The organism is Paenibacillus sp. Marseille-Q4541, assembly GCF_018310695.1.
GTDB lineage: Bacteria > Bacillota > Bacilli > Paenibacillales > Paenibacillaceae > Paenibacillus.
The window spans coordinates 21,190-33,532 of record NZ_JAGXCY010000046.1 but is presented as its reverse complement, the minus strand read 5'-3'; the positions used below and the strand labels follow the sequence as shown (position 1 = coordinate 33,532).

8 protein-coding genes and 1 pseudogene are annotated in these 12,343 nt (G+C 40.1%); 1 reads left to right on the top strand and 8 read right to left on the bottom strand.

Annotation, left to right across the window (positions count from 1 at the left end; all coding sequences use genetic code 11):
* Positions 1–133 precede the first annotated feature (133 nt).
* A complete protein-coding gene (locus KFT32_RS24860; protein ID WP_211750067.1) occupies positions 134–499 on the top strand; it encodes a VOC family protein in 366 nt (121 codons plus the stop codon).
* Between the two features lie 98 nt (positions 500–597).
* On the opposite strand, the pseudogene KFT32_RS24855 reads toward KFT32_RS24860, so the two are convergent.
* The 8 genes and pseudogenes from KFT32_RS24855 to KFT32_RS24820 form a co-directional block, all read right to left on the bottom strand.
* Positions 598–1,216 (bottom strand): annotated as a pseudogene (locus KFT32_RS24855) (IS1595 family transposase); the annotation flags it as partial.
* Between the two features lie 183 nt (positions 1,217–1,399).
* Positions 1,400–2,572, bottom strand: coding sequence for an alanyl-tRNA editing protein (locus KFT32_RS24850; RefSeq protein ID WP_211750073.1), 1,173 nt, complete (start codon positions 2,570–2,572; stop codon positions 1,400–1,402).
* Positions 2,573–2,859: 287 nt separating this feature from the next.
* On the bottom strand, positions 2,860–5,982 hold the full coding sequence (lacZ, locus tag KFT32_RS24845) for a beta-galactosidase, LacZ type (protein ID WP_211750066.1): 3,123 nt from the start codon (positions 5,980–5,982) through the stop codon (positions 2,860–2,862).
* Between the two features lie 179 nt (positions 5,983–6,161).
* A complete protein-coding gene (locus KFT32_RS24840) occupies positions 6,162–8,357 on the bottom strand; it encodes an S-layer homology domain-containing protein (protein WP_211750065.1) in 2,196 nt (731 codons plus the stop codon).
* 170 nt (positions 8,358–8,527) lie between these two features.
* Positions 8,528–9,664 carry a nucleotidyltransferase domain-containing protein gene (locus tag KFT32_RS24835; RefSeq protein WP_249436126.1) on the bottom strand — a complete coding sequence of 379 codons (1,137 nt, stop codon included), beginning with the start codon at positions 9,662–9,664 and terminating at the stop codon, positions 8,528–8,530.
* Positions 9,665–9,927: 263 nt separating this feature from the next.
* Positions 9,928–10,398, bottom strand: coding sequence for a macro domain-containing protein (locus KFT32_RS24830; RefSeq protein ID WP_211750064.1), 471 nt, complete (start codon positions 10,396–10,398; stop codon positions 9,928–9,930).
* A 263-nt stretch (positions 10,399–10,661) separates the two neighbouring features.
* Positions 10,662–12,014: a peptidoglycan-binding protein gene (locus KFT32_RS24825; protein ID WP_211750063.1), complete on the bottom strand. Its 1,353-nt coding sequence runs from the start codon at positions 12,012–12,014 to the stop codon at positions 10,662–10,664.
* Between the two features lie 31 nt (positions 12,015–12,045).
* A complete protein-coding gene (locus tag KFT32_RS24820; protein ID WP_211750062.1) occupies positions 12,046–12,231 on the bottom strand; it encodes a hypothetical protein in 186 nt (61 codons plus the stop codon).
* Between the last annotated feature and the right edge of the window lie 112 nt (positions 12,232–12,343).

Below are 12,343 nucleotides of genomic sequence, written 5' to 3'. Positions count from 1 at the left end.
ACTATATATAGTATGCAATATCAATCTATCATTATCAATCATTTTAGGGAATTATATAAAACAATAAATAAAGGGTTCTCATAAATGCGTGCAGAATATTTACATTAATACTAAGAATAGGTGGGATGAAATAGTGAATCAGGTTTGTGTTATAAGTATTTACGTGCCCAATTTAAACAAAGCAATTGACTTTTATACCAATACTTTAGGTTTTGAATTAAACAAGCAGTATGGACCTAATATTGCATCACTTGTACACGGAGAGTTACCAATTATTTTAGAAGCAAACGATAATACAACCTTTAATCAAGATAATAAAATCACAGGAGTTGTATTAGGACTGAGAACTGAAGATATTTATGAAACGGTGAAATTTTTAAAAGGTAAAGAAGTGGAATTTATTGTAGATGAACCAACTAATTGTCCTCCAGGAAAATATATTAGTTTCAGAGACCCCTTCGGAAATATTTTAGAATATCTCCAATTTGAAAATATGTAACAAGCATTAAAAGTTCAACATAATAGTTGAACTTTTTTAATCTCCTTTTATAACAAACCTTCTTTGTTAGTTGAGTAACAGTAAACCACTGAATCTGCTTAAAAAGCATCTGATAAAAGGCGCTTTTGGTCTTTTCTTAATGCTTCAACTGTGAAATAGTTAGATTTTTGACAAGCTGAAATAAACATTTGCTCTAACCGATTTTCAAATGCCAAGTTTTTATGTAACTCAAGCCAACGATACCAGTAGAGGTAACTATCCAAATAATACGTACCAACACCTTGAAATCGTTCCATCCATCCTTTCAAGCGGCGATGGAAGTTATTAACGTGTTATATGTGGAATATCCCTTTTTTTACTCGTTGATTTTGATTAAGATTAATTGTTTCGTGTTGAAGATTTTTTGCTGCTGCTAACATTTTATAATTGGTAGCTGTATCTGTGCATAACAAAGAAAAATGGGCTATATAATCCCCAATAACCACATCAATTTCTTCTGCTTTTACACGACCTCTCCCCGCCGTACCTTGTAATAATATTGTTATTTCGATCTTGTGCTACAACTACAGAAATTTTCTGATTTGAAATTCCTCGTTTTTCATCCTTTTCTCCCCGTTTTTTGGGTTTGCGATGTGTAAATTTACGGCCTTTTAAAGATTCACGAAAGAAAGTCTCATCACTTTCAATGATGCCAGATAATTGATTAAAGCCGTGACTTCCCCGACTGCTTCATACACATATCTCCACATTATTGAACGCCTCCTGAAAAAGCATTATATTGTATTTTCAATAGAGCAACAATCTATACGAAAACAGCCTAAATAAAAAAGGATGAGCATTTTCAGCTCGTCCTTTTTTGCGCCGTATTTCCTTATTTTATTTAGATGGGTACTTACCTTGTTATTTAAGATTCTGAGATGAGAATTCATAAAAAGCGAAAGCATCCTCCCAAGTAGGGAATCCAGCTTGTGCTAGAACTTCGCTGCCTCCACCTTTTCCATTAAATTTCCCTAGATGCTCTTTAAAAAATGCACCACAGGAGTGTCCAGAATGGTTACTCCGCGCTAAAACAACCTTATTCTCAGCAGTAGTCGCTAGCAACACCATGACATCATCTCGATGTGCAGTGATTTTAGTTGCCAAGCTCTGCAGATCTTTAAGCGTCTTATCTTCAAATCTGTATGCGATAAGAGAGCCTTCTTGATTATTTAACAATTGCTCTGCTACATATTCGTTATTTTGTTCTTTAAGGATGGCTAGCTCGGCTTGCAGTTGTTTTTGCTCTTGCTCCCATTTCTCGATCCGTTGAATAATTTCATCCTTACCGGTTTTGAATTTTGCAGACAAGGTGCCTAATATTCGCTGGGAATCATTAAATTCCTCAAGGGCTCTATAACCTGATTTAAAATAGATTCGGATATTTCCCTTTTGCTTCTCCATTTTGAGTAACTTGATCATCCCGATTTCGCCGGTAGAAGAGACATGTGTCCCTCCGCATGCGTTGTATTCAATCCCTTTGATTTCTACAATCCGAATATTTTCTGTCACTTTTGGCTGCTTAACAAGGTTCAGTGATTTTACTTCTGTTTCGGTAACCCAGTAGCTTAGAATTTCACGGTTCTGATAGATTTGACGATTAACCTCACGCTCAATGGATTCAAGCTGACTTGTACTTAGCTCAGATGCTTCCACATCAATCGTGCAATAATCCGTTCCTAAATGAAAACTCAAGGTATTCATCCCATATAAATCAACGCAAACCGCCGAGAGTAAATGCTGTCCACTATGCTGCTGCATGTGATCAAATCTTCGATTCCAATCGATTTCACATGAAACTTTACTATCATCAGGCATACGCTCAAGCTTATGTAATACTACATCCGCCTCACTTACGACATCAAGAACCGGTATGCCCTGAATGAATCCTACATCACAAGGCTGACCTCCCCCATGCGGATAGAAAGCCGTCTCTTCCAAAATAACATAATAGCCATCTTCTTTCTCCAGCGTTTCTACAATATTTGTCTCCCACTGACTCAAATAAGCAGAATCGTAATACATCTTTTTCGTCATCATCATTTCCCTCTCTTAATGTAGTGCATGAATGTGAATGTCGTTGTTCGAATACATATTCAAAACAAAGGTAATCTGCAAACTTTATTCATACTACTATCCGTTAATTATAAAATCTAGGTTATGTATCGATTATTATACATGGATCTTGTACGAACTTGCCAATTATAACGTTATTGGGTGGTCGGTTACCGAGTGAATGGTAAAATTTATAATGATGAGCAGATTCATGTTATCGAACCATGGAAGAAAAAAAGAGCAGGCACCTTTGCCTGCTCCTCTTTATTTTATTCCACTACATTTTCACATTTCTCTTGTATCCCTTGGATAGAAAAACGATAGATGTAACTTCGGTTCGCAAATAGAGTGAACTCCGGATGCGTTCTTGCATTCCAACTATCGTCTCCGCCAACCCCCATTTGTCGATAATTCACTCGAATCACCGCTCCGCTGCTTTTCGGTAATTTATAATGATGATCATGTGCCTCCAATTCTTCGGGTGAATACGGAAGTGCACAAAATTCGATCAAAGAATTCCCTTCAAATCGCAAACCGATGCCGTCTCGACGAGTGACTTCGGCCCATCGAACTTCTGTCTTATTACCGCTTTCTTGTGGACGCAGGTAAGGAGTTAGCTGTTCTTTTACATCCCCTTCATAGATGCCAATCTTCGCACCTTCCGCACGATCCCAATAATTCTCATGTGGACCTTTGCCATACCAACGCAGATTTTCAAAACCATTGGGAAGCCTCAGCATAAGGCCTACCTCCGGAATTTCAGGAAGATTTGGACCTGGCATAAGTTCCATCGTAACTCTGATTTCCCCATCTCCATTCACCTGATACAACAGCTTACTGTATGAAATCGTAGTGGTCGGCAGTGCATAAGTGACTTCAATCTCGGCCTGATTAGCATGTATTCGATAAGTGAAATTTTCTAGTCTGCGCCCCGCTCCTGCACTACGCCATGTGGATGCTCGTTCAGGAAGTCTATTCCCTCTGTCATTGTCTGTAACTGCTCGCCAGAAGTTTGGCTTTGGCACCTCTCCGATTAACTCTACTCCATTATATGAATATGACGTCAAATCTCCCGTCCCTTTATTAAAAACAGCTTTAAAATCTAATCCCGTGAGCGTAATCGTTTCTTTCGTCTCGTCAGAATTCAGATTCTTATCCAGTGAAACAGCAGATCCTGTCCTAGCTTGCAGTAAAAATTGACTGAAGGCCACTTCATGACCTTTTGTTGCCCAAAGTGTCTCCATTTTTTCTCTTAGCGATAAGGTCACTATATATTCTTCACCTGGGATGAAACGCGATGTATAGCTACAAGGCAACGTTACTTCAACTGTTTCTCCGGGATGTACATCCAAGGCATATACACCTTCTTCTATCACGACACCCGATTCAGAAATTTGCCATACGAGATCATAATTACTGAGATTTGTGAAGAGATATCCATTACGAATTCGGTAGCGCCCTTCAAGCACATCCACTGATTCAAACTTCGCGTATTGATAACATTTTTTCACTTCATACAGCTTTGGAGTTACTGTCCTATCGGCAAAGATCAGACCATCCCCACAAAATGTCCCGTCATTTGGCGTGTCTCCAAAGTCTCCTCCGTATGCCAAATAAGTTACACCTTCCGGTGTTTTTGTGCGTATCGATTGATCAATCCAGTCCCAAATGAAGCCTCCTTGCAAAATGGGGTATTTCTCAAATAATTCCCAGTACTTCATCAGATTCCCATTGGAATTACCCATAGCATGGCTATACTCGCATAGGATGATAGGTTTCTTTGGGTTATTTCGCGCGTATTCCTCGACTTTGGCCGGAGGTGTATACATTTGGCTCTCAATATCAGAAGCGGCTTCAGAAGCACGATAATGGAATACACCTTCATAATGAATTAGTCGAGTGCTATCCTGCGCACGAATGAAATCAGCCATTTTAATAAAATTATCTCCACCAAACGACTCATTTCCTAAAGACCAGATGATGATGCTTGGATGATTTTTGTCTCTTTGCAGCATGGAGTTCGCACGGTCTAACACATTCTCTGTCCATTTCGCCTTACTTCCAGGAAGGGCACCGCCTTCCTCTTTTTGTCCATAAGACCAGCTTCCGTGTGTTTCCAGATTGACCTCGTCCATAACATAGAGTCCGTACTGATCACAAAGCTCGTACCACAAAGTCTGATTTGGATAATGAGAAGTTCGTACTGCATTAATATTATGTGCCTTCATCAGCTGGATATCGCGTATCATATCTTCAGCATTCAATACACGTCCCGTGTCGCAATTGAATTCGTGGCGATTTACCCCTTTTAACAAGATACGTTTACCATTAATCTTCATTAAACCATCCTTAAGCTCAAACCGGCGGAAGCCAATCCTGCAACCAACAACTTCAACTAATGTACCGAATTCATCATACAAACTTAAAATAAGCTTATATAAATGGGGTGTTTCTGCACTCCACTTCATTGGATTCTGTACGTGAGCTGTTAGGCTTAGCTTCTGCGGAGCTTCTTGATCAGAGTTTAGTGAAGCTGTTAGCGTTTCTAGTTGCTGTTCACCGTTTGCATCATAAACTTGCGCTTCTAATCGGTACTTATTAAGAGATCCACCCATTGTATGAACTATCTCTGCTTCAATCTCTAATCGTCCATGCTCATATTGATCATCAAGGTCAGCGACTGCCCTAAAATCATAAACATGTGCTATTGGCCTGCTATAAAGATACACGTCCCGAAAAATTCCGCTCATTCGCCAAAAATCCTGATCTTCGAGCCAACTCGCATCGCACCAGCGATAAACTTCAACAGCAAGTTTGTTCTCTCCCGGCTTGAGATAAGGTGTCAAATCGAATTCAGCAGGAGTAAACGTGTCCTCACTATAACCAACTAAATCTCCATTCACCCAGACATAAAATGCAGACTCTACCCCTTGAAAACTAATATAAATTGGCTGCCCATTCCATGCATCAGGGACAGTAAACTTCTGTATGTATGAACCAACAGGATTATATTCAGTAGGAGCAAAAGGGGGGGAAATCTCTTCTTTTCCTTCCCATGGATATCTGACATTCGTATATTGCGGGTAATCATAACCCTGTAACTGCCAATGTGCAGGAACGGTAATCTCTTGCCATTCGCTATCGTCGTAATCCAGTTCATAAAAATGGGAGATGCGTTTCTCAGGATTCTCAGCAAAACTAAATTTCCATTGCCCATTTAACGAAAGCCTAGCTGTAGATAGAACTGGATCACCGCTGAGTGCATCTTCTAAGGAATGAAATGGTGTGAATGCAGTATGCGCTTTCAATCGATTTAACTGATAAATTTCAGGATTATTATTCCACTCTGGGTATCCATTTGCTGGGGGTACGTATTGGTATTTTTGCGACATGCTAGCACCTCTTTTAGGGTTATAGTTTAGTAGCGCTCTTGTAAAGTATAACTCTCTTTCTACCAGATATCACCTATTCGTAGATTATTTTACTTATTATATGACTTACTTATTTCACTGAAAAAAAGGATGCCCTATAGCCATTCGGCTGACAGGACATCCCCTTACTACGTATTCAATTACCCGGATATTTCTAAATATTGAATTAACATCTTCGCCGCTTCAGCTCTAGTTGCTGTACGTGCTGGGCGAATCGTTTCATCACTGTATCCATTCATAATACCAGCAGATACGATGCTTTCCATAGGAGATTTCGCATAATTTGGAATTTTATCCGCATCTTTAAAACGCTCGAGTTCACCATCTGATGGAAGATTTGTATCCTTCAGTGCATTGAAGATCATCACTGACATTTCCGCACGTGTAATCTTTTGATTCGGTTTAAAATACGTTTTCCCATGTTCTTCGTATCCTTGAATCAATCCCGCATTAACAGCTGCAGTAATATCGGACTTCGCCCAAGCTGGAATATCACTCTCGTCTGCAAACGTAATGGATTTTGATGTTGTCTTTACATCCATCGTTTTTACAAGCATGCTTGCAAACTCCGCACGTGTTACTGTCTGCTCAGGACGGAAGGACTGATCAGGAAAGCCTTGAATTACGTTTTTTGCAGCTAAATTATTAATGTATTCCTTCGCCCAATGCGTGTCGATATCTGTAAATTTGGACTCTTCTTGTACATCGACAAAGATTGGGTTCGAATAGAACCATAGATCTTCGTAGTTACGATCATTAATCGCGTTGAAACGCTCTTCCGCATCTTCAATCTCTATCTTAGGATCCAGTTGTGGCTCCCCGTTCACTGTTTCACCAGGAACATTCATCCCTAAATTCGTACCACGAAGACGGAAATACTGATCTTTATTCATATCTTTCATATCGTACTTAATAACATGATATCCTTCTGCATCAGTCGTCCAATCTTTCTCAGTAAAAGAAGCAATAACCTTAGTAGAATCATTGGTAGCTTTGTTATATGCATCTGTTCCTGGCTTCGCCTTTTCTGTAATATCGCCCGCAATCAGATCAATATGATCCACTTTAGGCGCTACATTTGCGGATACGCCGCTATTCACAGGATTTTCATAGTGGTTTGTTTCTGGACTTTTGAACCGAATCGTGAGCGTAAGGTCATCACCTTGGGACACTTCAAGTTCTCCGCCCATTTCTTCCTTCTCAGAACCTTCCGAGGCAGAGAAATCAAGCGCATCAATCAAGTCTCCGTTCACTGCAAAAGACTTCCCGGAACGCATTCCATCGAGGACCGCCTGCATTCCTTCCCCTTCTACAAACACATAGTTTTTCGCGTATTCACCAGGTAAATATCCGCTAGAGTTCGTACCGATTGTTTTGAAATGATAATCGGAATTAGCGTAGTTCCAAATATGCCGTCCTTCTCCTAATAAAGCATCCCATTCGCCGCCTAACTTGGCAACCATAGCATCTACACCGCCATAGGAACGATTTTGGGATTTCGAATCAGCCGAAGGGTTCGTTTTATCATATTCCGTATTGTAACCGCCACGATCCGGTTCCATCTGATTACCGATCATACCTTCCAAACCAAACATAATATTTGGAGCCAAATCATTAAACTCTCTTATATCAGAAATCGTGTATTTCCCTACAATTCGGGAAGGGTGATTCAAGATAGCGTAACTGGTGTTTGGATAATTTGTTTTGAGCCATTCCACCGCTTGAAGGGCATCTTCGTGAGTCTCATAAGCTCTGTCGTCTTCTTTCTCCCATTTCGCAACATCTAAAGGATCAAAAAGAGAGGCATCTCTATTTGTAAATAGATATTCAAACTGATTCGCTGCTTTAAGAGCCTCTTCTGAGTGAGCTTCATCTGATACGATTCCTACTCCCACATGTTCATGCGTAGGCATATCCCATTCAAATCCAGAAAAGATCGTCTTCCCTTCGTATTTACCTTGTTCTTGAAGTTCTTTAATTTTGGGTACCTGATACTCATTCATCCCTTGGGAAAAAGGAATTGGGCCTCCCTCAATCTTTTCTCCTTCATCATCTCGCTCTGATAAACGTAGGTGATCTGTAAGTGCCACCCAATCCAGATTATACTTGTCAAAGGCTTGATCAAGAACCGTTTCAAGCCCCGTTTGTGCATCATTTGATTCAAAAGTATGTACATGTAAATCTCCAGTCGTCCACCTGCCTTCAGCAGATTGCGAAGTTGCTACGTTGACGTTTGGAGCTGCATAGACCTTAACTGGTGCAATTGCAGCAGCTAAAATACCAATAGATAGAGGAACCATTGTAAGTAGACGTGACCATTTTGTTGATAAGACCATTAATAAACACCACCGTTTATCATATTCGCGCATAATCCCTTGTTGTCTAGGGGTGTTGGCGTGTTAACCATTTGTTGTTCTCTAATGAATAAAGGACAACATGTATGATTGTATCTCTGGAGTGTTAATTAACGATCAGAGAAAGATCAACAGAATGTTAAAATTAACCTTTAGTTAAAAAACATCCCTTCCTTCTCTTTTAGAAAGACTTCAAACTGTTCGATATTTTGAAATTGATTGATCTCGACACCTTTCGTAAGGAGATAGCTATCTAGTAGAGATACCAAACTTTGAACCTCTGCTTGTAATAAAGATAAATCGTGAGCAGTAAGATGAGTGACAAGCTCTGGGAGCCCCACACGTTTATATATGTCCTGATAATCTGCATTTAAGGTTAAATTGCATGGCCAATGTCCCGTTTCAGCGAAATAAAGAAAACTAGCGATTGTCTCCTGCGCATGGATAGCAGAGAAGAAAGCGGTCTCGTAATCATGTTGCTCACAAGCTGTAATGATTTTATCCAACGTCCCCTTTTCTTCTTCATAAAAACCTTTCAATCGATCTGGATATGAAGGATTGCGAGAATATTTCTCTTTTTGATCTATCAAGAGTTCAAGAGTATCCTCTGTTAGTTGCTCACAAGCTTGTAGAATATCTTTCTTCACTTCGCTATGCATGATCGTGTGCATATACGACTCTAAATGAGCAGGTTTTAGAGGAAATTTTAAAATTTGCTGCTTGTTTTTACCAAACCCTTTCGTAAAATACGTTTGATTTATGAGGGCAAGGCTTTGCAACACTTTCGTTAATACCGCGTGAGCTTCCGTTCGGTAAAAAGTAATATTTTCTGAGTCATCCGCCTTATTTAGCTTATATAAGTGAATATACACACTTCCTAGTTCCGTTTCTGATTTTTCCAGCAATGTAAGCCTATGTTGTGGCTCCTGGAAAGAGGAAATCGTATCACGTAATTTCATGAATCGTTCACCATCTTCGTTTGATCGAACGTAAAGCAGCTTGCAATCTGCAATAATCGTTGTTTTTGAATCGTTAAACGAAGCCATACTTTCCGCGCGCTCCCAGCTTATTGGCCAAAAATCGAAACTAATATCATGAATAAGAAACTGAATGCTTGCATCATAACCTTTGGAGGTGGCTGGGATGAAAAAGAAATCCAAATCAGAACGCTTGCTAGCCGTTCCTTGTGCATATGAACCGTAATAAGCTACAATCGCAATATCGTCAGGATAGTTCATCTTTATATGATTCAATAATGTTTCAGATACGTTAAACACGTCTAACATCATAAATTCCTCCTTCAAATGTAACTGGGCTTCAGTTCATTCGGCTCCTTATCAAACATGTATTCTTGATGATGACTTCAGTCTACCATTCATTCCTTGTTAGGAAGGTGTAGAGAACACTTATAATTGTAAAATCCACAGCAAAAAAGCCGTCATCATGACGGCTAGTTGGTAGTTGAAAAGCTTATTATTTATTGAGCATGATTTCTAAATTGATATGCTGTAGCCAGTTTAACTAATTGTTACGTTCATAGTTATGTAAATACCTAACTTCTATTCTCTATTTCAATAATCGAATACAAGGTTACCGGATAGTTATCGAACACTCTATCCATCATCTTCAGAACTTCTTTCCACTCCGTACCGCTGCGATTAAAACTAATTCGATAAGGTAATGCGATAGAATAACGATGATCTTCAGCAAAATTGCGAAGTTCAATTAGAGCCTTTTCTAATGCTCTCATGTTGGTCGATTGCTTCTTACGTAAGATACCCCTTTTATAATATTTCTGTCCAAACAGATTGGCTATGATCTTTCCGTTTGTCTGTACGAATTGAACTTGTCCTAATAAAGAAATTTCACTATTTGTTAGCGTGATATAAGAAGAATACGCTTCTGGGTACTCTTTTTTAATTTGTTTTGCAATACCGCCTCCCATAACTCCCTTACAACTTACTAGGTGACCAATGATATCCTCATTCGCTTGAGCAATATCACCCCTCACAATCTCCACCATTCATTATTCCCCCTCTTTATTCATGTAGGTTCATCTCGTATTCTCTATAAGTATCTTGGTGAAATGGAAAGAAGGAAGAGGAGTAATTCCTAACATAATTATAGCTCATGATTAGTGGAGATAGGAGATTTTTAATTGAATTTACTAACGCATAATAAAAATCATATATAGAATCAAATTTCATTTAATTTATCGTTCTATCCACTCTATGTATAGACAAAAGATGCTCTCAATGAGCATCTTTTGTTATCAATGGAAATAATTTAGGCAAAAAGCTTTGTCCACGTAGATGGGCCAGGTATTCCATCCGCATCACTACCACTCCAGCCTTGGGAACGTTGAAACGCAGCACAGGCATTTCGGTCTGAGTCGCTCCACTTAGGTCCCGCGCCTACGGAGTAATATTGCCCATATCCCTTCGTAGTCAAACGTTTACCCATGCTGGTAACGTATTCATTATTTGCTCCTGGTCCAAAGAAATGAGCACCTGGAAACGAAGATACATTCGGTGTGCTTCCAGTAACATCAAACAGTCGCTGCCATGTAGATGGACCCGGGTAACCGTCTGCGTTACTACCTGTCCAGCCCTGCGCTTTTTGGAACTCCTGACAATTCAAACGATCAGCTTCTCCCCACGTTGGGCCTGGACCAACGGTATAATGTCTTCCGAAGCCAGCTTTGACAAGTTGCACGCCCAATTGAGTAACATAGGCATTGGAGGCACCTGTACGGAAGTAAGAATCACCTGGAAAAGACGGCGGCCAGTTAATACCGCCTCCTCCACCACCTGAATAAGCGGTCGTTAGACGTTCCCATGTCGAAGAACCTGGATACCCATCCGCATCACTCCCACTCCAGCCCTGCGCACGCTGAAAGGCAGCACAAGCACTTCGATCCGCTTCCGTAAATCGGGGACCGGCACCCACTTGATAATAGCTGGAGTACCCTGCGTGAATCAACATTTTACCTAGCAAGGTTACGTAGTTATTGTTCGCTCCGATGTAAAAATAACGGCTACCCGGAAATGCGACAGAGCTTCCTCCACTATTTCCGTAAGGTGGTTCCGCTGGTTTGACCCCTGCGCCAGACCCTCCTCCATAATCCGTATCGTAATTTTCATAATAAGGAATAGCAAAACCTACAATATTCCCGTCCGACATATTCCGGTATCTGCGGAACACTCCTTGATAGTTCTCGCCTTTAGATGGGAGGTATGTATTACCTTCCACGGTGACGACGGAACGGTTGGTAGGATCATATCTTTCAACGATACCAATGTGAGAATCTCCGCTGAAAAAGATGAGACAACCGGTTGCTCGAGCTATTCTCTTCTTATCGTTCCCGATATAATCAATAAAGGATGATTTGCCCATATATTCTCCAAACGCTTCATGAAACCTTCTATGTTCTCGTACTGCTGCACTTTTGGCAAAAAGGGGACGTCCACCTTCAAAATTCATATTTCCTGAATTCGTAGCGCACCAGCTGACGAAGATGGCACACCAAGGCTGATTATTAAGGCCATACCATACACCGTACTTGTTGTTATTGTTAGCTCCCTCCAGATTACCGATTTGGGATATTGCCGTGTTCAACATATTCATTCGTAAAGACATCTCACTTCCTCCTTCTCTTATGATTTATTTCTCATAGTGCATAAATTGCATCCACATCCATTAACAACACATTCGGGTCTTGTGGGAGTTCTTCTTCCAGTTCCCCAATGGTATCTCCCCATTCACCTGGATCTTGAGGGAGTACAACATCCTCTGCTGCTGCGCTTCTCATAAATTCATCTTGTATTCCTTGTTCCGTGCTTTTCTCATCACTCATTTGGTGAAGCTCCTTTCTACTTCGATTATTTTTGTTACTCATATATAAAGGAGTTTTTATACGTCAATCTACAACCACATATCTTCTAAAATTTAAAAAGTTATGAGTAAAA

Coding starts and splice junctions, on each gene's coding strand:
- KFT32_RS24850 (WP_211750073.1), bottom strand. CDS start 2,572: ATGACGAAAAAGATGTATTACGATTCTGCTTATTTGAGTCAGTGGGAG.
- lacZ (WP_211750066.1), bottom strand. CDS start 5,982: ATGTCGCAAAAATACCAATACGTACCCCCAGCAAATGGATACCCAGAG.
- KFT32_RS24840 (WP_211750065.1), bottom strand. CDS start 8,357: ATGGTCTTATCAACAAAATGGTCACGTCTACTTACAATGGTTCCTCTA.
- KFT32_RS24835 (WP_249436126.1), bottom strand. CDS start 9,664: ATGATGTTAGACGTGTTTAACGTATCTGAAACATTATTGAATCATATA.
- KFT32_RS24830 (WP_211750064.1), bottom strand. CDS start 10,398: ATGGTGGAGATTGTGAGGGGTGATATTGCTCAAGCGAATGAGGATATC.
- KFT32_RS24825 (WP_211750063.1), bottom strand. CDS start 12,014: ATGTCTTTACGAATGAATATGTTGAACACGGCAATATCCCAAATCGGT.
- KFT32_RS24820 (WP_211750062.1), bottom strand. CDS start 12,231: ATGAGTGATGAGAAAAGCACGGAACAAGGAATACAAGATGAATTTATG.